The sequence below is a fragment of the Pseudomonas sp. ERMR1:02 genome (genome assembly GCF_002277815.1).
Classification (GTDB): domain Bacteria; phylum Pseudomonadota; class Gammaproteobacteria; order Pseudomonadales; family Pseudomonadaceae; genus Aquipseudomonas.
Genome location: NZ_NKJI01000017.1, coordinates 42,949 through 66,861, shown reverse-complemented (window position 1 = coordinate 66,861; position 23,913 = coordinate 42,949). Strand labels below are relative to the sequence as shown.

The following is a 23,913-nucleotide window of genomic DNA, read 5'->3' as shown; positions in this document are numbered from 1 at the left end:
AGTTCAGCAGCCAATTTGAGGCTGCCGGGGTGTCCTGCAACATAGAATCTCCCACATTTGATTTCGAGGGCCGCTATCCTTGGCCCACGCTTATCGAACGGGTTCTGCCATGCTTGAAGTCCAGGGCGTCTTCAAAAGCTACGCCACTCCACAAGGCCCGTTGCCGGTGCTGCAAGGCGTCGACCTGACCCTCAAACCCGGCAGTAGCCTGGCGCTGATGGGCGAGTCAGGCAGTGGCAAGAGCACCTTGCTGCACTTGATTGCCGGGCTGGACAAGGTCGATCGCGGCAGTATCCGCAGCGGCGAACATCGGCTGGAGCAGATGAACGAAGGACAACTGGCGAACTGGCGACGCACGGAAATCGGCCTGGTGTTCCAGCAGTTCAATCTGATCGGCAGCTTGCGGGTGGAGGACAACCTGGCGTTTCAGGCAAGGCTGGCCGGGCGTCATGATCCGCGCTGGCAGGCGCATCTGGTGCAGCGATTGGGCTTGGCTGATTTGCTGCGCCGTTATCCGGAACAACTCTCTGGTGGTCAGCAGCAACGGGTGGCGCTGGGGCGTGCCCTGGCATCGCAACCGAAACTGCTGCTGGCCGACGAACCCACCGGCAGCCTCGATGAAGCCACCAGTGACGAGGTATTGAAACTGCTGCTGGAATTGCTCGATGACAGCCCCACGACCCTGTTGATGGTCACCCACAGCCCGAGCGTCGCGGCGCGACTGGCGGACAAAGTGGTGCTGCATTGTGGTCGTCTGGCCGGTGTGGACGGACGCTGAGATGCGCATTTTTCGCGAAACCCTGCGGGCGCTGCTCAGTCACTGGCGGCAGCACCCGGTGCAGTTTTTCAGTGTGCTGACCGGGCTGTGGTTGGCCACCAGTCTGCTGACCGGCGTGCAGGCGCTCAACAGCCAGGCGCGGGAAAGTTATGCACGAGCCAGTCAACTGATTGGTGGCGAACCTCAGGCCAGCCTCAGTGCGTCCGCTGGTGGGACGTTCCCTCAGCAATGGTTTGTCGACCTGCGTCGTGCCGGCTGGCCGGTCTCGCCGGTGTTGCAGGGACGGCTGACGCTCAAGGGCCATGAGGATCAGCGTCTGCAATTGATGGGCATCGAACCGGTGTCGCTGCCGGCGGGTGGCGTAGTGGCCGGGCAGGCGCTGGCCATCGAGCAGGTCGTCGCGTTTTTCACCCCGCCGGGCAGCACCTGGATTTCGCCGCAGACCTTGCAGACTTTGGGGCTGACGGAGGGAGAGCGTCCGTTGGCGGTGAACGGCCAGGCACTGCCGCCGTTGCACGCTCAAGCCGACATGGCGCCAGGTCTGTTGCTGATGGACATCGGCTTTGCCCAGCAGATACTCGGTTTGCCGGATCAGGTATCGCGACTGCTGCTACCCAAGGATTTCACCGCGACACTGCCCGATTCGCTCAAGGACCAACTGCAGTTCAAGAGCAGCGGTGAAGAAAACAATCTGGCGCGCCTGACCGAGAGCTTCCACTTGAACCTTGATGCGTTGGGGTTTCTGTCGTTCGTGGTCGGCCTGTTCATTGTGCATGCCGCCATAGGACTGGCGCTGGAACAGCGTCGAGGCTTGCTCAGAACCCTGCGTGCCTGCGGCGTCAGCGCTCGGATGCTGATCGCCTGTCTGGCTGTCGAACTGGGTGGGCTGGCCTTGATCGGTGGCGTGGCCGGTGTGGTGAGCGGCTACCTGCTGGCCAGTATGCTGCTGCCGGATGTCGCCGCCAGCCTGCGCGGCCTGTACGGCGCCGAAGTGGCGGGGCAGTTGAGCCTGAGCCCGCTGTGGTGGTTAAGCGGCATCGGCCTGAGCCTGCTCGGTGCCTTGCTCGCCGGCGCCAACAGTTTGTGGCGGGCGGCGTGTCTGCCGCTACTGGCGCTGGCCGATCCGCAGGCCTGGCATCAGGCGCACGCGCGCTGGTTGCGGCGTCAGGGTTGGGTGGCGGCGCTGGCCTTGGCGATCGCGCTGCTGGCGTTGCTGCGCGGTGACAGCCTGGCCAGCGGTTTCGTGCTGATGGCCGCACTGTTGCTGGGCGCCGCACTGGCGTTGCCGGTGGTGCTCGATACCGTGCTCAACGGTCTTTTGAGTCGCAGTCGTTCCGTGCTCGGCCAATGGTTTGTCGCCGATTGCCGCCAGCAACTACCCGCCCTGAGCCTGGCGTTGATGGCGCTGCTGTTGGCACTGGCGGCCAACATCGGCGCCGGCAGCATGACCGCCGGCTTCCGCCAGACTTTCAGCAATTGGCTCGAACAACGGCTGACCGCCGAGCTTTACCTCAACCCCCAAAACCCGGCGCAGGCCCGGGAGCTGCTCACCTGGCTCAAGCAGCAACCGCAGCTCACGGCGGTGTTGCCCAACTGGCAAGTTTCCATTCAGTTGCAAGGTTGGCCCACGGAGATCTTCGGCGTGATCGATCACCCGACCTATCGCCAGCACTGGCCGCTGCTCGAGGCCCTGGGCGACACACCCTGGGAGCACCTGGCCACGGACGATGCATTGATGCTCAGCGAACAACTGGCCCGACGTCTGAAAGTGCAGTTGGGCGATCGCCTGACGATTGCCACGCCCAATGGCCCGTGGTCACCGCGCATCATCGGCATCTACGCCGACTACGGCAATCCGAGGGGCCACGTACTGGTCAATGTCCATCACTTGCTGCGCGGCTGGCCGCAACTGACGCCAAGTCGCTTCAACCTGCGCATCGAACCGGCGTTGATTGCGCCGTTCGTGACCGCGCTGCAGGCACGCTTCGCGCTGGAGGACAGTCGCATCGTCGATCAGGCCCGGCTCAAGGGCTGGTCGACGCAGGTGTTCGAACGCACCTTTGCCGCCACCGCCGCACTTAACAGCCTGACCCTCTGTGTGGCCGGCGTGGCGCTGTTTATCAGTTTGCTGACCCAAAGCCAGAGCCGTCTCGGGCAATTGGCGCCGCTTTGGGCGTTGGGCGTGACCCGCCGGCAGCTGATGCTGCTCAATCTTGGGCAAACCTGGTTGCTGGCGCTGTTGACGCTGGTATTGGCGTTGCCGTTGGGGATTGCGCTGGCGTGGTGCCTGGACACGGTAATCAACGTTCAGGCTTTCGGTTGGCGCCTGCCATTGCGGGTGTTTCCAGTGCAATTGCTGCAGTTGATGGGGCTGGCGCTGGTGGCGACGTTGCTGGCCTCGGCGTGGCCGCTGTACTCGTTGTATCGCACGCAGCCGGCGGACTTGCTGAGGACGTTTGCCCATGAGGATTAGACGCGCAGTATTGCTGTTGGCGGTGCTGTTGAGCGGCTGCGATCAACCGGTGCCCGTGGAAAAAGGCTTTGCGGGGATGGGCAATCAAGCGGCTGCGTTTACGCCGGTAGTGCCGGGTCGGGCGTTCAAATTTCCGGCGGATCACGGCCCCCACGATGGTTTTCGCATTGAATGGTGGTACGTCACCGCCAACCTTAAGGACGAGCAGGGCGACGAATTCGGTGTGCAGTGGACGCTGTTTCGCAGTGCCTTGAAAGCCACGCCCGAGGTGGCTGGCTGGGAAAACCAGACGATCTGGCTGGGGCACGCGGCCGTAACCTCTGCGTCGATTCATCACGCTGCCGAACGCTATGCCCGTGGTGGCGTCGGCCAGGCGGGGGTGAGTTTGGCGCCGTTCAATGCATGGATCGACGATTGGCGTTTCAGCAGCCAGTCGACTGACGCTCTGGCTGATCTGCAATTGAGTGCCCGCGACAAAGCTTTCAGTTATCAACTGCGGCTGACGTCGAATCGGCCGCTTGTGCTGCAAGGGGACAAGGGCTTCAGTCAAAAATCCGAACAGGGCCAAGCGTCGTATTACTACAGTCAGCCGTTTTTCCAGGCCAGCGGCACCCTGCAGATCGAGGGCAAGCGCTATCAGGTCAGTGGTCCCGCGTGGCTCGATCGCGAATGGAGCAGCCAGCCGCTGACCGCCAACCAGACCGGTTGGGACTGGTTTTCCCTGCACCTGGACAGTGGTGAACAGGTGATGCTCTATCGCATGCGGCAAAAGGACGGCGCACCTTATCTGACCGGCACGTGGATCGACGCCCACGGCCAGACGCAGTTGCTGCACGGCACCGACATTCGCCTCACCCCGCAGAACACCGCCAGCGTCGCCGGGCGTTCGATGCCGGTTCGCTGGTCGATCCAGATTCCCGGCAAACACCTCGACATCGTCATCAGCGCGCTTAACCCCAATGCCTGGATGGATCTGCGCATTCCCTACTGGGAAGGCCCGGTGCAGTTGAGCGGCAGCCATGGCGGGCAGGGGTATCTGGAGATGACTGGATATTGAGTCGGAACTCTCTGCGTTGCGCTGGCCTCCTAAATTTAGAAGCCCTTTGACCGGAGCCTGCGATGCGCGAAGACCTCACACCGCCCGACCTCGACGCATGGGAGCGTCTGTTCGAAGACGAGGCCTACTGGCAACAGTCCCCCGACGCCCATTACCAGCAACTTTTGGCTCTGGCCGATGACCTGTTGGGGCAGGGCGCGATTGACCTCGAACAATGGCAGAACCTGAGGGCCAGGGCGGAACAATCCCACAAGGACTCTCCGGCCATCAATGTGGCTCGGGAAGTCGACGATCCCGATGCCTGAGAAGAACGCCCTGCGACGATTTGTTGATCAGCGGCGAAGACTCTGTGAACAGCGTCTATGCTCATCGACACGCTCGGCATTGAAGCCTGCTTCGGTGCCGTTTGTCGTCATTGATCACAGGGAATGTCTGCCTATGAAACTTCACGCACTGACCAAAGCCATCACCCTCGCCACATTACTGTCCGCCGCCAGCCTGAGTGCCGTTGCAGCCGATATTCCGCTGTCTGCGGTCGTGGAAGCTGATCAGATCACTACTAAAGTCGTTTCGGTCGATGCGGCCAACCATCAGGTCGTCCTTGAGGGGCCGGAAGGTCGTCAGGCCACTGTGCAACTGACCGACAAAGCCAAGAACCTCGGTAACCTGAAGCCCGGTGATCAGGTCCATATCAAAGTCACCCGCGCCGTTGCGGCCTATCTCGATACCGACATCGACAAAGGCCTGCCAGGCAGCACCGAGCGCACCGGCGAGGTCCGCGCGGCGCCGGGCAGTTCTAAACCCGGTGGCGAGGCCTATCGTCAGGTGCAGGTGCAGCTGAAAATCACCCATATCGACGTGAAGAAAAACCAGGTGACCTTTATTAACCCCAAAGGCCAGTCCAAAACTGTCGATGTCGAGCGCCCGGAAGTTCAAGCAAAATTGAAGGATCTGAAAGTCGGGCAAAGCGTCTACGTGACGTATACCGACATACTGACAGTGACCAGCAAACACTAAAGTTGAGCGTCAGCTCTAATGTGTGATTGTTCCTGTACAATTTTTTGTATAGGAATAATCTTTTATGGACGAATTGGTGAGTTTGAACAGCGGGGGGGGCTTAATAATATTTTTGGCCGACATCTGTTAAAACATGTATCGGCAAATTTCACGTTTCAGGCGCGGACATCTTCAACGACTTCAATTAAAATACGCCCCGTTCGCCCAGTGTTACGGCTCTTTACCAGTGCATGGAATGCCGAGGCCATTGCACTGGGCGAACACCTTCCGCTTGGTAGCTCCTATCGCATTATGTAAATAAACTAATCATTAGTTCTGAAAGAGCGGGGTTAGTCGTTCCAGTCAGAGACACCCGAGGTACTCGCTGCCACGTGGGTTACGGTGATTTTGCGGTAACTGAAGTGCACTTCCTCCAAGTGCAGAGGGTCCATCTTCTCCGGATTTTGGCAGATGTCCATATAGTCCTTGATTTCAACGATAACCGCCTCTTCAAGTTCGGTAGTGTAATAGTGCTCGCGTTTTCCCCCGGCAGAGTTGCGGTACCAATCGATTTTCACACTTTGCAAGCGGTCGCCCTCATGCAGCGCTTCTAGCAGCAGGGGAGAGGTCTTGTCGAAAATCTTGGTGATTACCAAAGGTTTGTGAATGCGCCCACCTGTCGGCTGACCAGTCTGGGTATTACGGGCACTCATCACCTGATGGCTGAATGCTTGAATCATGATCCTGTCTTCGGGGTTTTCTTCGTCGGTGCTGGCTTCGTCTTTGTAACTTTCTTTGTAACTTTCTTTGTAAGTGCTGCCAATGGATTCGGGGCTGGATGCACCCATCGTGAGCTTCTTGCCGTCCTGTCCAACGATGGTTAAGTACGCTTGCATGGCCATGAATGCGGTCCTTGTTAAAATAAATGAAGGCACCCGAAAGGCGCTATCGCCTGATGGGGGCCTGACGGCTAACAAGGTCTGTGCCATAAACAATAAAGCCATATAAATCAGTTAGTTGAATAAATTTCGAGAAGGGTTCCCCCAAAAATCCTCATTGCCAGCGTGGAAAGCTGCACGACACACGGCAGCTTTTGGCGCACCGTGTCGAAACGCCTTTCAGGCCGAACGATCAGCCCCGCACCAAGGTCTTACACCAGAATCATCGCGCAGCTACTAGCGCATCACGGCTATAAGCCACCCCCACAGTCCCGAGATGGAGTGAAGACATGAAAATCCTGATGGTTTTAACGTCCCACGATCAATTGGGTGACACTGGCAAGAAAACCGGCTTCTGGCTGGAAGAATTCGCGGCACCGTATTACGCCTTCAAGGATGCAGGCGCGCAGTTGACCCTGGCCTCGCCCAAGGGTGGCCAGCCACCGCTGGACCCGAAAAGCGACGAGCCCGGCGCGCAAACCGAGGCCACCGAGCGTTTTCGCAAGGACCCTGCCGCCCAGTCCGCATTGGCGTCGACCGTCCTGCTAGGCTCGATGAAGGCCGATGATTACGATGCGATCTTCTATCCCGGCGGACATGGCCCGCTCTGGGACCTGGCTGAAGACAAGCAGTCGATTGGCCTGATCGAAGCGTTCTACAACGCCGACAAACCGGTCGCGACCGTTTGCCATGCACCGGGGGTATTGCGCCATGCCAAAGACGCGGACGGTCAGCCATTGGTCAAGGGCAAGAAGGTGACGGGGTTCACCAATACCGAAGAAGAGGCGGTGCAACTGACCAATGTCGTGCCATTTCTGGTAGAGGACGAACTCAAGGCCAAGGGCGGGATTTTTTCCAAGGGGCCTGATTGGGCGAGTTATGTGCTCACCGATGGTCTGTTGCTGACCGGGCAGAATCCGGCGTCGTCGCAGGCGACGGCCGAAGCGCTGTTGGCAAAACTGAAGAAAACATAACTCCTGTAGGAGCCGGCTTGCTGGCGATAGCGGTGCACCAGACGCCATCAATGTAGATTGATGCATCGCCTTCGCCAGCAAGCCGGCTCCTACAGTTCAGTGCTAGCTAGCGAACGAGGCAAAACACTGCTCGATCGAACGCCGCTGCGTCTCTGCATACAGTCCCAACTCATCAATCGTCGAACGCCCCAGCGCCTTTTCAAACGCTTGCTGGTTGGAATGCACACCATAGTGAGTTTGCGCAGCGTCCCCCAGGTTTGACTGAAAAATCCCCGCCGCGCTGACTGGCAGGAAATCTTCGTACACCAATGGTTCAAACCGCAGATAGCCGCCGCTGACCAGGTCTTCCAGGGGCGAGGTTTTCAGCTCGGCTGCCGCCAGGCCCTTTTCCGTCACAAAATAGCGAAAGTACGCCAGTTCCTGTTGGCGCATGCCTTCGTACGTGTCCGGGAATTCGCTGAAATGTTGCGTCATCAATGCGTTGTAGCGGGCGGCGTTGGCTTCGTTGGGGAAGTCCTTGAGTTCGTCCCGGGCGGCATTTAGCAAGCGATCGTACAACGCCCGGCCTTTGGGTGTGAGGGCGGCGCCGCGTTGTTCGATCTCGCCGAAGCGGGCGCTGTGGCTGCCATGGCTTTCACTCTGATCGGTAAACGCGACCGGTTCGTCAAGCGCCTTGAAACTGGTCTGGCGCAGCAGAATCGGGCACTGACGGCGGGGCGGGCCTTCGATCACCGCTTTGGGGGTGATGCCATGAACCGGCATTTGCGTCTGGACGATGTCGATGTCCAGGGTGCGCGGCGTCAGGTGATTGATGTGCGGGCCTTTGAACGCCACCACATCGGCAATCAGGCGGTGCTGAGCGCTGAGTTTCTGGTATTGCTCGGCTGTGACGGTGGCGCTGTGGTGCCAGCGGAAGGTTTCCAGCGCTTGTTCAACGAATTCTTCAGCCGCTTGTTCGGTGAGGCCGCCCTGGGTTTCGGCGCGATCGATGAGGGTCAGCGCGGCAGGGGTAAAGATCGATCGTTTGTCCAGCACCGACTGGGCAAACGCGCGCAGTTCCAGATCTTCGATCAATTCCAGACGCAACAGCGAGGTGAACACGCGGAACGGACTGATCTGCAATGAGGCTTCATGCACCGCGCGAAACGCCGTGGAATGCACCGGCACTCCGGCCGGGGTCAGGTCGTAATAACCCACGGGTTGCATGCCCATCACCGCGAACAGGCGGGCGAGGGTCGCCAGTTCAGCGGCCGTGCCGACGCGGATCGCGCCATGGCGCTCCAGGTCCAGGCGCCCGATTTCACCGGTGCTGGTCAACTGTCGGGCCACTTGCGGATCGCTGTCGAGCACCTGGCGGTTGGTCTGTTCCACCAGCTCCATCAACGCGCCGTACAGCGGCACTTCTTCGCGGTACATGTCGGACATCGCTTTGGAGAAGCGTTGGCGGATCAGGTCGGGGCTGACGAAGCTCGGGTGATTCATGGACAGGATTCCTGGCGCGATGACGTGAAGGATGGGAGAAAAGATCGCAGCCTTCAGTGGCGTCGACAAACGAAGTTTCTGACGAACTTCATTCTGCAAAGGACTGCATCTTGTAGGAGCTGTCGAGCCTGCGAGGCTGCGATCGCTGGTAGGAGCTGTCGAGTGCAACGAGGCTGCGATCGCTGGTAGGAGCTGTCGAGTGCAACGAGGCTGCGATCGGCTGCGAAGCAGTCGTAAACCCTGCATGCCTATTTTTCCTGACACACTGCGCTGCCTGATTTTGCGACTGCTTTGCAGCCGATCGCAGCCTCGTTGCACTCGACAGCTCCTACAAGCTCCTACAAGCTCCTACAAGCTCCTACAGGCCTACGGTTTTTTAGTGCAGTCGTTGATCCTGAGGGCTTTCCGAGCGCAGCGATGCCAAAAACTCCCGATACAGGCGTGCCGAACCGGCTGGCGCTTCGATCATCGGCATGTGGCCGATACCTTCCCATACTTCCACCCGCAGGTCGGCAATGCCTTTGCTCCAGATGGCAACGCTGCTGACATCGATCAAACGATCCTTGCGCCCCCACAACAACAGCGCGGGAGCCTTGATTGCCGGCAGTTTCGGCTCCATCGGCGGGCTGGCGCGAAAATCGCGGAAGATTTCTTCCAGTTCGTCGCGTGCCTGTTCATAGCGATGGGCGATGGCGTCCAGCACCACTCGCGGCAGCCACGGTGGTTCGGCCATGGTCATGGCATAAAAATATTTGAATTCTTCCCGCGAGTTGATCAGGAACGGGTTGTGGCCCTTGGCCAAATGGCGCTCCAGGTCGCTGGGCTCGGGCGACGCGACGCCCGCCGGGTCAAACAGGGCGACCGAGACAATGCGGTCCGGGTAATTGGCCGCCAGCCAGGCCGCGATCCACCCCCCCATCGAGTTGCCGATCACATGGACCTTCTCGACCCCGCAAACATCCAGCAACTGAATCATGCGCTTGGCCTGCAGCGGGATGTCGTAGCCGCCACCGGCCTTGAAGCCGGTTTCGCCATGGCCGGCGATGTCGGGGATGATCACCCGGTAATTTCCGACAAAATGCCGGGCAAAGCGCAGCCAGATATTTTTATCCGCGCTGTAGCCGTGAAGCATCAGCACATTGCTCGATGCCTCATACGGCCCGCCTTGCCAGGTCGAGACGGTCATTTCGCTGATGGGCACCACGATCTTGTGCAGCTTGTACAACCTGGCCTCGGCGGCGACGCTCAAGTCATACAGCCAGTACCCGATGGCCGGGTAGCTCAACCAGCTCCAGGCCGCGAAAACCGCGATAGCGACAACCAGTAAAAGCATCAGGCGTCTTCCTTCTGACGGATCAGGACAAAATGTGATCGGCGGGTTTCAGGGCTCGGGTCAAGCGGTGAAAGCTGAAACTGAATCCCGGAAACATGGCAATCACATGACCGCTCTTGCTTTGATACCAACTGTGGCAGCCTCCGGACTTCCACACTGTGCGTTCCATTTCTCTATGGATCATTTCAGTGTAGGTACGTTCTGCCTCGGGGCGTACTTCGATACTGCGTAAACCTTGTGCTTTTAGCGTGCGAATGCAGTCGAGGATGTAGTTCATCTGCGATTCGATGATGAACAGCGCCGACGTGTGGCCAATGCCGGTGTTCGGGCCGGTGACGATGAACAGGTTGGGAAAGTCCGGCAGGGCAGTGCCGAGGTAGGCCCGCGGGTACTGAGCCCAGACGTCCTTCAGACGGATGCCGTCTTTGCCGGTGACCGGGTAGGAAATCACCCCGTCGGTGGCGTCATAACCGGTGGACCAGACGATCAGATCCAGGTCTATGTGCTGGCCGTCCTGCATGACGATGCCGGTTTCGTCGATCTCGGCGATCCCTTGTTCACGGCTATGCAATGTCACGTTGCTGCGGACCAGCGCCGGGTACAGCGTGCTGGACAGAATCACCCGTTTACAGCCGATGGTGTAGTCCGGTGTCAGTTTTCGCCGCAGCTCGGCGTCAGGCACCTGGTGTTTGATCAAGCGCAGGGCCTGACGCTGGACCATGCGTATCGCCGGTTTCGAGTATTTGAAAGCAATCACCCGGGTTTCAAATTGCCAGTAGATCATCCAGCGCAGCAGCTTGTAGGCCGGCTTGAGCCCCAGCAGCCAGCGCTGGAAACGTCCGAACGTACGGTCTGGCCGGGGCAATACCCAATGCGGCGTGCGTTGGAACACATGCAGGTGCTCGACATCCGGGGCGATCGCCGGAATCACCTGGGCCGCGCTGGCGCCGCTACCGACGATGGCCACGCGTTTTTGCCGATAATCGTAGGAATGGTCCCAGTTATTGGTGTGAAAGGTCTTGCCCTGAAAGCGTTCCTGGCCGGCGAAGTGCGGCACCACCGGTTGACTTAGGGGGCCGGTGGCATTGATCAGGAACTGCGCATGAAACGTGCCTTTGGCGGTGTGCACCGCCCAGCGTTTGCCGGTTTCGTCCCATTCCACTCGCTCGACATTGGCTTGCAGCTCCACCCGGTCGCGCAGGCCGAAACGCTCCACCACGTAGCGGGTGTAGCGGTGCAGTTCGGCCTGTTCGGCGAACATCTGCGTCCAGCGGTAAGGTGCGAAGGACAGTGAGTAGAGCGGCGAGGGCACGTCGACGGCCGCACCGGGATAGGTGTTCTGGCACCAGGTGCCACCGAAGAAGTCCCGCCGTTCCAGCAGACGAAAGTCAGTGATACCGGCCTTGAGCAAATTGACCGCTGCACACTGGCCGCCGAAGCCGCTGCCGATGATCAACACTTCAAAGGTCTGCATGGTTCTCCTGTTTGTCGCTATGGGTCCAACCCTATCTTCATGTATAGCCGTTTCTGTGGGGGTTTTTGCTTCTGCCTCTGTAGGAGCGAGGCTTGCCCGCGAAGAACGATTACGCGGTTTACCTGATGTACCGCGTTATTGTTCTTCGCGGGCAAGCCTCGCTCCTACAGATAGCCAGATTGCCGGATGGCGGGGTATTCAGCCCGCCCGTCGGTGATGGCTATTTAACGTCGCCCTGATAGACTTCTGGCACACCTGTAATCCCGGTGTGATCAGGTTCCGTTCTGTGGTGCAGAGGTCCCAATGGAAAAGATGGGAGGAAACGGACTTTCACTGGCCAGGAGGCTCTACACATCGCGCGCCATCGGACTGGTATTGGGTTTGCTATGCGTGAGCGTGACAATGTACCCATTGAACCCGGCGCCGTGGGTCTGGGCCCTGATGTTGTTCAATGGCTTGCTCTGGCCGCACCTGGCCTATCAATGGGCGCGACGATCCACGACGCCCTATCACGCCGAACACCGTAATTTGTTGGTAGACGCCTTTATGGGCGGTTTCTGGGTCGCCGCCATGCACTTCAATCCGCTGCCCAGCGCTACCACGATTTCCATGATGGCAATGAACAACGTGGCTATCGGCGGCTTGCGTTTTTTGTTGGTGGGCACCGTCGCGCAGATACTCGGCATTGGCGTCGGAGGGCTGATCTTCCTCCCGCTCTTCATCCCTGAAACCAGTCAATTCCAGCTCTACGCTTGCTTGCCGCTGATGTGTTTTTATCCGCTGGTGCTGGGTTTGATCTGCTTTCGCCAGGCCCATACCCTCGGTCGGCAAAAGCGTGAACTGCTTGCCCTGAGCCGCACCGACAGCCTCACCGGCCTGCTCAATCACGGCGCCTGGAAGGACCAACTGGAAGTCGAATTTCAGCGCTGTCAACGCCAGCATCAGGGCGCGGTGATCGCCCTGATCGACATCGACCATTTCAAAAGCATCAACGACACCTACGGCCATGTCGCCGGTGACATCGTGTTGCGGCATCTGAGCAAAATGCTCAAACAGAACCTGCGCGCCACCGATGTCGCCGGGCGTTACGGCGGCGACGAGTTCTGCGTGATCCTTCCGGACCTGCCCCTGAACAGCGCCGCCGCTGCCATGGATGCCCTGCGTGACCGCTTCGCCACCCTGGGCTATGAGCAAAACCCGGCGCTGAAAGTCAGCCTGAGTATCGGTCTGGCGGACTTCGACCCGGCCCACACCGATGCCACTCTGTGGCTCAACGATGCTGATCAGGCGTTGTACGAAGCCAAGACGACCGGGCGTAATCGCGTGATTTGCTGTGGTGATGGTCGGCCGCATCACGAACTGCTCGACTCGGTCTGATCTCCACCACAACCCCTGTAGGAGCGAGGCTTGCCCGCGAAGACGACCTGGCAGCCGACCTATTGTTGTTGACTGAGTACATATCCATTGCTGCGGTAACGGCCGCTTATGGTTTCGCCTGACGGCGACTCACTTTTTTTCAAACGCCAAAAAAAGTAAGCAAAAAAGGCTCGCCCCGAGCGTCCGGCCCCTCGCTGGGGCTCGGCGTTCCTTCGCTCCGGTATCCATCCGGGGGCATTGCCCTCCGGTTGGCTTCGCTGCACCTACATGCAATGTGTTCGACTGCGTCGAACGGCGCTGCGCGCCAATCCCCGGATGAACACCTCCACTCAGCCTCCCGATGGGGCGGGTGGATCAAAAGCCAGAGCAAAAGCCAGAGCAAAAGCCAGAGCAAAAGCCCTCAATACTCACCCCATGATCGTTCCCACGCTCTGCGTGGGAATGCCTCAACGGACGCTCCGCGTTCGGCTCCGTAAGGGACGCGGAGCGTCCCGGGCTGCATTCCCACGCAGAGCGTGGGAGCGATCAATATGCGGCGCACAACTTTTCAAGACGTTTCCTACAACGTACCCTGTTGCCACGTTTCGGTATCGACTCCTATAGTTCGTGCTCGCGGAAAACTCCGCGATCGACCTTGGCCGGTCGGTATCTGAAACTTCACAGTGCTGCAGGTTTTATGGCGGCTGTGCGCGGGACATCTTCGGGTGTGCCGGTTTTTCAGGTACCGGTCGGCCAACCCGCACACGGCTGCCACCTTATCTTTGCTTGGCCGCGAAAGGTGGTAGCGCAACCTGGAGTTTCACGTATGTTCGACCAAGTCATGCCCCGTTACCTCCCCATCGACACCTACGACGCCACCAACCCGGTGCTCTTCATCAACACCCACAAAGAACTCAGCGACATGGCCGCGTGCGCCATGCACCGTTTCACGGTGGTTCGCGATCTGGCGGACACTTTGTCCAGCCTCAATCTCAAAGACATTTCCGATTGCGATCTGACGCGGGTGACTCGCGCCGTGCATCTGCTCATGCGCGAAGGGTGCGCTGTGCTGGATGTGATCCAGGCAAGGGCGTTGCAGCGGGAGGAGGGCTACAAGGCTACGGTTTAGCGGTGTAATGACTGACGCCATCGCGGGTAAACCCGCTCCCACAGGTTTTGTGCAATTGCTGTGGGAGCGGGTTTACCCGCGATGGCGTCAGATCAGGCGACGAAGATATACCTGCTGCCCATCACTCCTTAACGCTCATAAACTCCTTCGCCCAACGGATGTATTCCTCCGGCTGGGTATAGGTATGCGTCAGTTCGGTAGCGTTCAAATCCGAGGCCTGGGTAAAAATCTGGCGCTGTTCGCGCAGGCTGTCGTACGTCGCCTTGATCGCCGCGAAGTAAGCGCCGTGGCCGTCGATGGTGACGCGCACGCCCAGTTCGGCCAGGCGTTTGTCGTCGCGCAGCGCCGGGTTGCCGTAGGTCACCAGCATCAGCGGCACGCTCAAGTGCTCGGCGATCTGCTCCAGGTGATCGAAGTCCCGTATCCCCACCATGCAGATCCCGTCCGCGCCAGCGGCCTGGTATTGCCGGGTGCGGCTGATGATTTCCTGGACCGGCAGAATCCCCGCGTGGGTGCGGGCGATGATGGCCATTTCCGAATCGCACCGGGCCTCAAGTGCCGCGCGAATCTTGCCGACACCTTCGGCGACCGTGGTCAGGTCGGTGGATTTGCGACCGAATTGCGCCGGCAGCAAGGTATCTTCGATGGTCAGGGCCGCCACGCCGGCGCGTTCGAGCTCAACGATGGTGCGCATGACGTTGAGCGCGTTGCCGTAACCATGGTCGGCGTCGGCAATCACTGGCAATTGGGCGACACGGCCGATGCGGGTGGCCTGCTCGGCGAATTCGCTGAGGCTGATCAAGGCAAAGTCAGGCGCGCCCAGCACCTGCAACGATGCAACCGAACCACCCAGGATGCCCACCTCGAACCCCAGGTCGGCGGCGATGCGCGCCGACATCGGATCGAAAACCGATGCCGTGTGATAGCAGGTGTTGGAAGCGAGCAGTTGGCGAAAATTGCGGCGTAAATCTTGATGAGACAGCCTGGACATATGAGTTCCACCAATGGAAATGGAAGGGCTTGAGCAAAAGTGTCAACGCCGAAAGTGTTAAAGGCTATCACGGGGGCATGTTAAGAATGATGACGAATTTAACGTGATTGCTGCCATTTTGGTCGAGTGATTGCTGATCGCAGCTGTGCCTGGGCGCGGGACCATCCCGACGATCAAGCCGCCACAGCCTGCCGCTGTTGATTGCGCAACAGCACGCAACGCACCGAATCACCCGGTTGCAGTTGCAGGCGTTTGGCGGTGAGCCGATCGACCATCAGGCTATGGCCGACCTGCCGCGCCGGTGCGGTGGTGATACGGCAGTTTTCCAGGCGACGGTTGTGGATCAGCCACTTCGGCGCCTGATCGTCCGGTGTGCCGATGGCCAATTCCAGTAATTGACTGTCGCGCACGGTACGGATGTTCGATACCGGGGCCTCGATGAGCGGGCCCGCGTCGAAGATGTCGATGTAGCCCTGGTGGGCAAAACCCTCGGCGGTAAGGATCTTCAGCGCCGGTTCGCTGTTCGCATGAGGCTTGCCGATCACGGCCTGGGCCTGTTCGGTGAGCAGGCAGGCGTAAAGCGGTTGGCGTGGCATCAGTTCGGCAATGAACGACTTGTTGCCCAGCCACGACAGGTGATCGGCATGGCTGAAATCCATTTTGAAAAAGTGCCGGCCCACGCTGTCCCAGAAGGGCGAACAACCTTGTTCGTCAGCAGCGCCGCGCAGTTCGGCGATGAGTTTATCGCCGAACAGATGCGGGAATTCCGCGACAAACATCAGGCGACTCAAAGACAGTAATCGACCGTGATCACCCTGGCGCTGATCGTGGCGCAGGAACAACGAGCAGAGTTCCGATTGCCCGGTCATTTCATTGTTCAGGAACAAGGTCGGGATGTGCCGATGAATGCCCAGATCCGCTGATGAGCTGACCGTCAGCCCGACCCGATAGTTGTACCAGGGCTCGCGCAGGCCGACGGCGCCCGTCAGGGCACTGACGCCGATTACTTGCTGATCGTCGTCTTCAAGAACGAACAGGTAATCGGCATCAGCGCGTTCGACCTGTTCGGCAAACGTCCTCTTGGCCCAGCGCAAACGATGGGTCAGGCGTTCTTCGTTGGCGGGCAGGCTGTTCGATCCGCGGCCCGCCTGTCGGACCAGCGCGCGCAAGGCGGGCAGGTCGGTGACCTGAACCGGACGGACGATCATGCTGCAGCTCCTGTTTCGCACCAGTTCGGACGTTGTCGTTGGGCAGCGGGACGGTAGACGCTCACAAGGCGATCAGCCGGATAGGACTGCCTTCGCTCACCTTCAGCGCTGCGCACATGCCGGCGTCCAGCGTCACGGGTTGCCCGGCGATGTAGTCCAGTTCGGCGACGATGGCGCGATAATTTTCCAGCGAGTCATTGCTCACCAGGTAGCGGCCACGGGCGTCGATGGAGGTACCGGGTTTCGCCGAAGCGGTGTGGCTGCGAGCAATGGACCGAATGGCGCCAGTTCGTGCAAACAGCGTCGGGCCACCATCGAACAGATCAACATAGCTGTTGGTTTCAAATCCCTCGCGCTCAAGGATATCGAAGGCTTCCTGGCCACTCGGATGGATGCGGCCGATGCAGTCTTGTGCGGCCTGGGGCAGCATCGGCACGTAGATCGGGTAGTGCGGCATCAATTCGGCGAGAAACGTCCGGCTTTCCAGGCCGCAAAGCCGCTCCGCCTCGACATAGGGCAGGTCGAAAAAATGCTTGCCCACAGCATCCCAGAACGGCGAGTGACCCTCATCGCTGCTGTAGCCGACAATCTCGGTGATCACCGCTTCGGAAAAACGCCGTGCGTGGGCCGCAATGAACAACAGTCGCGCCCGGGACAACAGTTCCGAGAATGCTGTGCGCTGTAACGCTGCATCGATATGGAACCCGCGCAGCAAGGTGTGGCCGCTGAGGTCATGGCATACCGACAGCGCCGGCACGTCATGCTCGATGTTCAGCTCCCGCGAGGCACTGTTGAAATGGCGGTTGCGCAGGCTATAGAACGGTTCGCTGAAGCCGGCAATGGCGAGAATCTCCGAACAACCCACCAGACGCTCGTTCGCCAGATCTTCCAGCACGAATAAGTAACTCTCCGGGCCGGGGCTGTGCACGTTTTGCTCGAACGAAGTGCAAGAATCGAGAATTTTATCGCGCAAGCGTTCGCTATCGTCCGGCAAGGACGTGACGCCTACCAGGCTTTCCCGGGCAAGTCGCTGCAATTGGAGCAGGTCGGTTAACTGCACTGGACGCAAGACAAGCATGCGTTCGGACGGGGTACGGTCCAGACCAGAATAGACGATCGGGTCATTGAATGAGGACATCCGGGCTCCTGCTGGATGGTGTGTTGGTAATCCGTTGAAACCAGTATTTAGTTAACGCGCATTGCGTGTCTAGTTAATTTTCGCGCCGATCTGAACGCCCGGTCATGGGGCGAATGCGCATGGGCACGAGGCTACGCGGATGTCGATCGACCTTGTAGGGCATGGCCTATAGGGATGTCGGATATGGCTGTTGTTTTGGGATGAAATGACTGTGCGAGCCCAAATCATTGGCTGAAACGAAACGCCCCCGATCACCCTTGTTACGGCACAATTGCCCAGTACTCCACGGCAAGACGCCGTTTTTCCGTTCTATCGACAGTGAGAAATTTCGTGCAGGCGACCCGTTTGACCCTGATTTGCCACGCCAGAACCGTCGCACAAAAATTGGCGCGTTTTCCCACAAATGAGCCATTGGAGATGGATTGGCAGTCTGCGAAGGGTTCGCGCAGTGCTCTATTCAAGGGTTCGCCAAGGCTGATGTGCGCTCCGGAACGGCGGGCCCGGCAAACCGCCGAACTGTTTGGCAACACCGTGGAAATTGTCGACGCACTCAGGGATTGCGATTTCGGTCGCTGGAACGGGGAACGCATCAACAACCTGCAAAAAACCGAACCCGAACTGCTTGAAAGCTGGATCGCTGACCCGAGTTCGGCGCCCCACGGTGGCGAGTCAGTGGCGAAAATCGTTGAGCGGGTGGCCGCGTGGCTGCTGACACTGGAGGCGACACCCGGTCATGTCGTCGCCGTGACTCATCCGTTTATTATCCGCGCCGCGCTGACGCATGTGCTGCAAGGTTCGGCGTTCAACCTGATTGATGTTGAGCCGATGTCGGCCATCGAACTGAGGTTCAATGGTTGCTGGCGGCTACGCTTGCCGGGCATTGAGCCTGAAGGAACACTCTGATGAAAAAACTCCTGGTCATCGGCATCGGCGCCGGTAACCCCGACTACATCACGATGCAGGCGGTGAAGGCGCTGAATCGGGTCGACGTGTTTTTCCTCATGGACAAGGGCCAGAGCAAGGACAAGTTGATCGACCTGCGCCGCGAAATTTGCGAGCGCTATATCACCGAACGTGATTACCGCTTTGTCGAAGCCCAAAGTCCGGAACGCGAGCGTGGCGATGTGGACTACACGTCCAGTGTCGATGACTTGAACCTTGCCAAGCAGCGGACCTTTGAACGGCTTATCAATGAGCAACTGTCTGACGATCAGTGTGGCGGTTTCCTGGTTTGGGGCGACCCGGCGTTGTACGACAGCACCATTCGCATCTTGCAGGCGATTCTTGCATCAGGCGCCTGTGCGTTCGAGTTCGAGGTAATCCCCGGCATCACCAGCGTCCAGGCACTGGCGGCGCAGCACAAGGTACCGCTCAATCAGATTGGCCGCTCGGTCGAGATCACCACCGGCCGGCGGCTGGCGGCGGGGCAGGTAAGCGAAGCCGACAGTCTGGTGGTGATGCTCGATGCGCAGGATGCCTACCACCAGGTGGCGGATCAGGACACCGAGATTTACTGGGGGGCTTACCTTGGGACGCCGGATGAAATCCTGATCAGCGGCAAACTCAAGGATGTGGCGGGTGAGATTGAGCGGGTGCGCAAGGCGGCTCGTTTGGCTAATGGGTGGATTATGGATACCTATCTGTTGCGTAAGCCTTAAGGCATTAGTTGTCCGGGAGGACGCCTTCGCGGGCAAGCCTCGCTCCTACAGGGATCGGTTATGGCCTGTAGGAGCGAGGCTTGCCCGCGAAGAGGCCCTTGAAGAAATGGCTTTGATCCCACGCCCAAACCGCTCCCGATACACCGACGGCGGCACCCCGACCACACTGCGAAACGCCACCCGAAAACTTTCCACCGAACGATAACCACAATGCTGGGCAATCTGTTCGGTGTTTTGATTGGTGCTTTCCAGCAGTTCGCGGGCGCGGCCCAGGCGCTCGTGTTGCAACCAGGTCTTGGGCGACTGACCGCTGGCTTCTGTGAAGCGCCGCAGGAATGTCCGTTCGCTCATCGCCGCCTCGCTGGCCAGGTCGCGCACCTCCAGCGGTTCGTGCAGACGCTCACGTGCCCATTGCATGACGCGGGAAAGATCGCTGCGCGGCGTAGGACCGACCGGCGTTGGAATGAACTGCGCCTGACCGCCGGTGCGTTGCGGCGACATCACCAAACGCCGCGCCACGGCGTTGGTCACCTGCGTGCCGAAATCCCGTGCCACGAGATGCAGGCAGGCGTCGATGCCGGCCGCGCTGCCGGCCGAGGTGATCAACTGGCCCGAGTCGACATACAACACGTCCGGGTCCACCAGAATGTCGGGAAATCGTTCGGCCAGTTCCGTGGTGTAGCGCCAGTGCGTCGTGGCGCCGTGACCATTGAGCAACCCGCTGGCCGCCAGCACGAATACTCCCGAGCAGATCGACAACAACCGCGCGCCACGGGCATGGGCTTGGCGCAGGGCCGCGAGCAACGCTTCGGGCACGGCCGCGTTGCGGTCGCGCCAGCCGGGAATAATGATGGTCCGGGCGTGCCCGAGCAGTTCCAGGCCGCCGTCGGCCAATACCTGGATGCCGCCCATGGCGCGCATCGGTCCTTGATCGACGGCGACAATCTGCTGTTCGTACCAAGGAAAATCGAACTCCGGGCGCGGCAGACCGAAGATCTCCACGGCGATGCCGAATTCGAAAGTGCAGAGGCCGTCGTAGGCCAGAATCGCGACCAATCCAGGGGCAGGCTGCATTTGGCGGAAAATTCCCGATGAGTGTCTTGTGCGCCACTGTAGCGGCAAGTGGCAGGCAGATACAGTCTGTTCACACCCACTGACACTCTGGAGTACTGCCCATGACCAGCCTGGTCCGCGAAATTCCCGCCGCCCCATCGGCCATCGCCCTGATGCATTTCAGCAATCGCCTGACATTCGAAACCGATTGTTCCGATGTCCACGGCAGCCAACAGGCCGGCGAAATCGATTTTGTTCTGGTGGATGTGCGCGGTCCGCTGGCGTTCGAGCGCGGGCATGTGCCAGGTGCGATTAACATTGCGGGACGATTGCTCACGGCTGAAGGACTGGCGACCTACCCGAAGACCAGCCTGTTCGTAGTCTATTGCGCTGGCCCGCACTGCAACGGCGCCAACAAGGCGGCAGTGAAACTGGCGGCGTTGGGTTATTCGGTCAAGGAGATGATCGGCGGCGTGACCGGGTGGCTGGATGAAGGGTTTGAGTTGAGTGTTGCGGTGCAGCGGCCGGCCAGTACCGTTGTCAGTTGCGAATGCTGATATCACTAATGTAGGAGCCGGCTTGCTGGCGAAGACAACAGTCCAGCCACCAATGCAGTGACTGATACACCGCCTTCGCCAGCAAGCCGGCTCCTACATTTAAACCGCAGCCCACCACTGATCGAGCGTCACCTGTAACCAATCAAAAACAGCAGCATAGTCGGCGCTGTCTTGTGGTTCTCGGGGCAGCGGCGACTCATTGGCAAAGTGCTGATTGAGCACCGCCACCGATTCGGCATTCCACTCCGGATGAAACTGTAAACCCACCCGCGTTGGCCCAGCGCGGTACATCTGCTGTTCACACTGGGTGCTGCTGGCCAGCAATTGCGCATCGAGTGGCAGGTCGATGGCGTCTTCGTGCCATTCCAGTACCTTCAAACGCTGACCATCGATGAAGTTCACGGTGATCCATCCTGTTTCGCTTTGCGCCATGCGTCGCACATTGCCGCCCAGGCTCAGGGCCAGCAACTGCGCCCCCAGGCAAATGGCGAACACGGGCGCGCCTTGCTTCAGGTTGCCCGCCAGCCATTGGCGTTCGGCTTCCAGCCATGCCGGTCCGGCGTTGGACTCATAGGGTCCACCCAACAGAATCGCTGGCGCCGGGCTTATCGGTGGTAACTGGCCGAGGTCGGCACGAAAGATGTTCAGTGTCACCCCGCGGGCGGCGGCCCATGTGGCGATGGCGCCCGGACCCTCGGCGGGGTGGTGCTGGATCAGGTTCAACTCGGGCATCACGCTTCTCTTGAGTGGGCAGATTGGCAGTCAATGTGCCGCAAAAAAGAGCCCTTCGCCAGCAAGACTCATCAGTCGGAACGAACCCGGATTGGTGTAGGTTTTTTCTGAAAACGCTAATTGTCTGACAGTACCTGCACCGCTCTGGCGCACGCTGGATTCTTCACTGGAATCTTGGCAATTTTTTATAAGTATTTGTCGCATCGAAACAATTTGCCCCGAACAAGCCACTCTAGACTGCCGGCCTCTTCGGTCTTTGCCGCCACAAGCGAAGGACCGAAAGCTACCTATCAAAGCTGCCAATAAAAGCCTCCGCACACAGGAGTTATAAATGAAGAAGCTAGTGATGTTCGGTGCCCTGGCACTGTCGATGTTGTCCCTGACCGCCATGGCCGACGACGCCAAGCCGATCCGCATTGGTATCGAAGCCGGTTACCCGCCATTCTCGATGAAAACCCCTGACGGCAAACTCACTGGTTTCGACGTCGATATCGGCGACGCGCTGTGCGAGCAGATGAAAGTGAAGTGCGCCTGGGTCGAGCAAGAGTTCGACGGTCTGATTCCGGCACTGAAGGTCAAGAAGATCGACGCCATCCTGTCGTCCATGACCATCACCGACGACCGCAAGAAGAACGTCGATTTCACCATCAAGTATTACCACACCCCGGCGCGCTTCGTGATGAAGGAAGGCACCGACATCAAGGACCCATTGACCGAGCTCAAGGGCAAGAAAGTCGGTGTGCTGCGCGCCAGTACCCACGACCGCTTCGCCACTGAAGTGCTGGTGCCGGCCGGTATTGAGCTGGTGCGTTACGGTTCCCAACAGGAAGCCAACCTGGACATGGTCTCTGGCCGCATCGACGCGCTGCTGGCCGACTCGGTCAACCTTGACGACGGTTTCCTGAAGACTGATGCCGGTAAAGGCTTTGCCTTCGTTGGCCCTGAGTACAACGATCCGAAATACTTCGGTGGCGGCGCCGGTATCGCTGTGCGCAAGGGCGATAAAGAGCTGGCGGACAAATTCAACACCGCCATCACCGAAATTCGCGCCAACGGCAAGTACAAGCAAGTGCAGGACAAGTACTTCAAGTTTGACGTATACGGCGAGTAATCGAGCCGATTAAAAAAGTGGCAGCCGTTGACGCGGCTGCCATTTTTTTATGCTCATAATTGATCCCGTCCAACACGTTTCTCAACTGTAGGAGCTGGCTTGCCAGCGAAAGCGGTCTGACAGTCACACACTTTGTTGAATGTGCCGACGTCTTCGCTGGCAAGCCAGCTCCTACAAGTTCTGTAGGAGCTCCACATGCAACGCATCGACCATTCACTACCCTGGAGCCACCTCGGAACCGAACGCACCCTCAGCGTGTTCCGTTATGGCGCAGGCCCTCGCAAGGTCTACATTCAGGCCAGCCTGCACGCCGATGAGCTACCGGGCATGCGCACCGCGTGGGAGCTGAAGAAACGCCTGACCGAGCTGGAAAACCAGGGGCAGTTGCAGGGCGTGATTGAACTGGTGCCGGTGGCCAACCCCATCGGTCTCGATCAGCATCTGCAAGGCAGTCACATGGGCCGCTTCGAATTGGGCAGTGGCAAGAACTTCAATCGCGCGTTCGTCGAACTCAGTGAACCGGTGGCACAGTTGATCGGTGATCGTCTGGGCAGCGATGCCGAGGCCAACATTGCGCTGATTCGCCAGACCATGGGCGAGGTACTCGACGGCTTGCCAGCTCCGGCTTCACAACTGGAGGCGATGCATCGCCTGTTGTTGCGTCACGCTTGCGACGCTGACATCACCCTCGATTTGCATTGCGACTTCGACGCGGCGATTCATATTTACGCGTTGCCGCAACACTGGCCGCAGTGGCAATCCCTGGCGGCGCGCTTGAAGGCTGGCGTGGCGTTGCTGTGTGAAGATTCCGGCGGCAGTTCCTTTGACGAGTCTTGTTCCTCTGCGTGGTTGCGTCTGGCCAGGGCTTTCCCCGACGCCGCGATTCCACCGGCCAACCTGGCGACAACCCTGGAGCTGGGAAGCATGGGGGACACTCGGGTCGACCAGGCGCAAGCCAATTGCGAGGCGATTCTGGGCTTTCTCGCCGAACAGGGATTGATCAAGGGCACCTGGCCGGCGGCACCGGACGATTGTTGTGAAGGCATGCCGCTTGAAGGCACTCAATACCTGTTCGCACCGCATCACGGGGTGGTCAGTTTTCTGCGCGAAGCCGGTGAGTGGGTGGAGAAGGGCGATGCACTGTTTGAAGTGGTCGACCCGTTGAACGATAAGGTCACTACCGTGCAAGCCGGGACCAGTGGCGTGCTGTTTGCCATTGATCGCGGGCGTTATACACAGCCGGGGACCTGGCAGGCGAAAGTGGCGGGGCGTGAGCCGATTCGGGTCGGGAAGCTGATAAACGATTGATCCGGAATCGTCGGTGGCTCATAGGGCGCCATCGCCAGCAAGCCGGCTCCTACAGGGTTAATCGTTTAATTGTAGGAGCCGGCTTGCTGGCGATGACGGCAGTCGGCACACCGAAGATTCCTCGGCATGCTTCACAGTGCTAGGCTCTGCCCCGAATCCTGCGCACT

22 protein-coding genes are annotated in these 23,913 nt (G+C 59.4%); 13 read left to right on the top strand and 9 right to left on the bottom strand.

Annotation, left to right across the window (positions count from 1 at the left end):
- The first annotated feature begins 109 nt into the window (after positions 1 to 109).
- From CES87_RS24560 to CES87_RS24540, 5 genes are all read left to right on the top strand, one after another.
- Positions 110 to 778: an ABC transporter ATP-binding protein gene (locus CES87_RS24560; protein ID WP_128608141.1), complete on the top strand. Its 669-nt coding sequence runs from the start codon at positions 110 to 112 to the stop codon at positions 776 to 778.
- A gap of 1 nt (position 779) precedes the next feature.
- Positions 780 to 3,251: an FtsX-like permease family protein gene (locus tag CES87_RS24555; protein WP_128608140.1), complete on the top strand. Its 2,472-nt coding sequence runs from the start codon at positions 780 to 782 to the stop codon at positions 3,249 to 3,251.
- The gene (locus CES87_RS24550; protein ID WP_128608139.1) at positions 3,241 to 4,308 is read left to right on the top strand and encodes a lipocalin-like domain-containing protein; all 1,068 of its coding nucleotides are present in this window, start codon (positions 3,241 to 3,243) and stop codon (positions 4,306 to 4,308) included. Before CES87_RS24555 ends, CES87_RS24550 begins: the two co-directional genes overlap by 11 nt.
- A 62-nt stretch (positions 4,309 to 4,370) precedes the next feature.
- Entirely contained in the window at positions 4,371 to 4,613 is a 243-nt protein-coding gene (locus CES87_RS24545; protein WP_128608138.1) for a hypothetical protein, read from the top strand.
- A gap of 133 nt (positions 4,614 to 4,746) precedes the next feature.
- Positions 4,747 to 5,325 (top strand): hypothetical protein, encoded by a 579-nt coding sequence (locus CES87_RS24540; RefSeq protein ID WP_128608137.1) that lies wholly within the window; start codon positions 4,747 to 4,749, stop codon positions 5,323 to 5,325.
- Positions 5,326 to 5,654: 329 nt separating this feature from the next.
- Here CES87_RS24540 and CES87_RS24535 read toward each other — a convergent pair whose 3' ends face one another.
- Positions 5,655 to 6,206 (bottom strand): Hcp family type VI secretion system effector, encoded by a 552-nt coding sequence (locus CES87_RS24535; protein WP_128608136.1) that lies wholly within the window; start codon positions 6,204 to 6,206, stop codon positions 5,655 to 5,657.
- Positions 6,207 to 6,532: 326 nt separating this feature from the next.
- On the opposite strand from CES87_RS24535, the gene CES87_RS24530 reads away from it, so the two are divergent.
- Positions 6,533 to 7,216 (top strand): type 1 glutamine amidotransferase domain-containing protein, encoded by a 684-nt coding sequence (locus CES87_RS24530; protein WP_128608135.1) that lies wholly within the window; start codon positions 6,533 to 6,535, stop codon positions 7,214 to 7,216.
- Positions 7,217 to 7,318: 102 nt separating this feature from the next.
- Here CES87_RS24530 and CES87_RS24525 read toward each other — a convergent pair whose 3' ends face one another.
- The 3 genes from CES87_RS24525 to CES87_RS24515 all read right to left on the bottom strand — a co-directional run bounded on the left by CES87_RS24525 (position 7,319) and on the right by CES87_RS24515 (position 11,505).
- The gene (locus CES87_RS24525; protein WP_128608134.1) at positions 7,319 to 8,698 is read right to left on the bottom strand and encodes a VOC family protein; all 1,380 of its coding nucleotides are present in this window, start codon (positions 8,696 to 8,698) and stop codon (positions 7,319 to 7,321) included.
- Positions 8,699 to 9,074: 376 nt separating this feature from the next.
- Positions 9,075 to 10,031 carry an alpha/beta fold hydrolase gene (locus CES87_RS24520; RefSeq protein WP_128608133.1) on the bottom strand — a complete coding sequence of 319 codons (957 nt, stop codon included), beginning with the start codon at positions 10,029 to 10,031 and terminating at the stop codon, positions 9,075 to 9,077.
- A 22-nt stretch (positions 10,032 to 10,053) separates the two neighbouring features.
- The gene (locus tag CES87_RS24515; RefSeq protein ID WP_128608132.1) at positions 10,054 to 11,505 is read right to left on the bottom strand and encodes an NAD(P)/FAD-dependent oxidoreductase; all 1,452 of its coding nucleotides are present in this window, start codon (positions 11,503 to 11,505) and stop codon (positions 10,054 to 10,056) included.
- Positions 11,506 to 11,808: 303 nt separating this feature from the next.
- Between CES87_RS24515 and CES87_RS24510 the strand changes: the two genes are divergently transcribed.
- Positions 11,809 to 12,882: a diguanylate cyclase gene (locus tag CES87_RS24510; protein ID WP_128608131.1), complete on the top strand. Its 1,074-nt coding sequence runs from the start codon at positions 11,809 to 11,811 to the stop codon at positions 12,880 to 12,882.
- Positions 12,883 to 13,687: 805 nt separating this feature from the next.
- Positions 13,688 to 13,990: a hypothetical protein gene (locus CES87_RS24500; protein ID WP_128608129.1), complete on the top strand. Its 303-nt coding sequence runs from the start codon at positions 13,688 to 13,690 to the stop codon at positions 13,988 to 13,990.
- Between the two features lie 121 nt (positions 13,991 to 14,111).
- Here the strand turns inward: CES87_RS24500 and CES87_RS24495 are convergent, their stop codons facing one another.
- The 3 genes from CES87_RS24495 to CES87_RS24480 form a co-directional block, all read right to left on the bottom strand.
- Positions 14,112 to 14,981 carry an oxaloacetate decarboxylase gene (locus CES87_RS24495; protein ID WP_128608128.1) on the bottom strand — a complete coding sequence of 290 codons (870 nt, stop codon included), beginning with the start codon at positions 14,979 to 14,981 and terminating at the stop codon, positions 14,112 to 14,114.
- A 173-nt stretch (positions 14,982 to 15,154) separates the two neighbouring features.
- Positions 15,155 to 16,189 carry an arginine N-succinyltransferase gene (gene astA, locus CES87_RS24485; protein WP_128608126.1) on the bottom strand — a complete coding sequence of 345 codons (1,035 nt, stop codon included), beginning with the start codon at positions 16,187 to 16,189 and terminating at the stop codon, positions 15,155 to 15,157.
- A gap of 61 nt (positions 16,190 to 16,250) precedes the next feature.
- Complete coding sequence (locus CES87_RS24480) at positions 16,251 to 17,267, bottom strand: arginine N-succinyltransferase (RefSeq protein ID WP_128608173.1); 1,017 nt, start codon at positions 17,265 to 17,267, stop codon at positions 16,251 to 16,253.
- Positions 17,268 to 17,657: 390 nt separating this feature from the next.
- On the opposite strand from CES87_RS24480, the gene CES87_RS24475 reads away from it, so the two are divergent.
- Positions 17,658 to 18,230, top strand: a complete 573-nt coding sequence (locus CES87_RS24475) for a histidine phosphatase family protein (protein WP_128608125.1) — start codon at positions 17,658 to 17,660, stop codon at positions 18,228 to 18,230.
- Complete coding sequence (cobF, locus tag CES87_RS24470) at positions 18,230 to 18,985, top strand: precorrin-6A synthase (deacetylating) (protein WP_128608124.1); 756 nt, start codon at positions 18,230 to 18,232, stop codon at positions 18,983 to 18,985. The genes CES87_RS24475 and cobF overlap by 1 nt, the downstream gene beginning before the upstream one ends.
- Positions 18,986 to 19,030: 45 nt before the next feature.
- Here cobF and ftrA read toward each other — a convergent pair whose 3' ends face one another.
- The gene (ftrA, locus tag CES87_RS24465) at positions 19,031 to 20,059 is read right to left on the bottom strand and encodes a transcriptional regulator FtrA (RefSeq protein ID WP_128608123.1); all 1,029 of its coding nucleotides are present in this window, start codon (positions 20,057 to 20,059) and stop codon (positions 19,031 to 19,033) included.
- Positions 20,060 to 20,160: 101 nt separating this feature from the next.
- On the opposite strand from ftrA, the gene CES87_RS24460 reads away from it, so the two are divergent.
- Complete coding sequence (locus tag CES87_RS24460; RefSeq protein ID WP_128608122.1) at positions 20,161 to 20,595, top strand: rhodanese-like domain-containing protein; 435 nt, start codon at positions 20,161 to 20,163, stop codon at positions 20,593 to 20,595.
- Positions 20,596 to 20,694: 99 nt separating this feature from the next.
- Here CES87_RS24460 and CES87_RS24455 read toward each other — a convergent pair whose 3' ends face one another.
- Positions 20,695 to 21,327 (bottom strand): type 1 glutamine amidotransferase, encoded by a 633-nt coding sequence (locus CES87_RS24455; protein WP_128608121.1) that lies wholly within the window; start codon positions 21,325 to 21,327, stop codon positions 20,695 to 20,697.
- A 331-nt stretch (positions 21,328 to 21,658) separates the two neighbouring features.
- On the opposite strand from CES87_RS24455, the gene CES87_RS24450 reads away from it, so the two are divergent.
- Complete coding sequence (locus CES87_RS24450) at positions 21,659 to 22,438, top strand: ABC transporter substrate-binding protein (protein WP_128608120.1); 780 nt, start codon at positions 21,659 to 21,661, stop codon at positions 22,436 to 22,438.
- A 195-nt stretch (positions 22,439 to 22,633) separates the two neighbouring features.
- The gene (locus tag CES87_RS24445) at positions 22,634 to 23,746 is read left to right on the top strand and encodes a succinylglutamate desuccinylase/aspartoacylase family protein (protein WP_128608119.1); all 1,113 of its coding nucleotides are present in this window, start codon (positions 22,634 to 22,636) and stop codon (positions 23,744 to 23,746) included.
- Positions 23,747 to 23,913 lie beyond the last annotated feature (167 nt).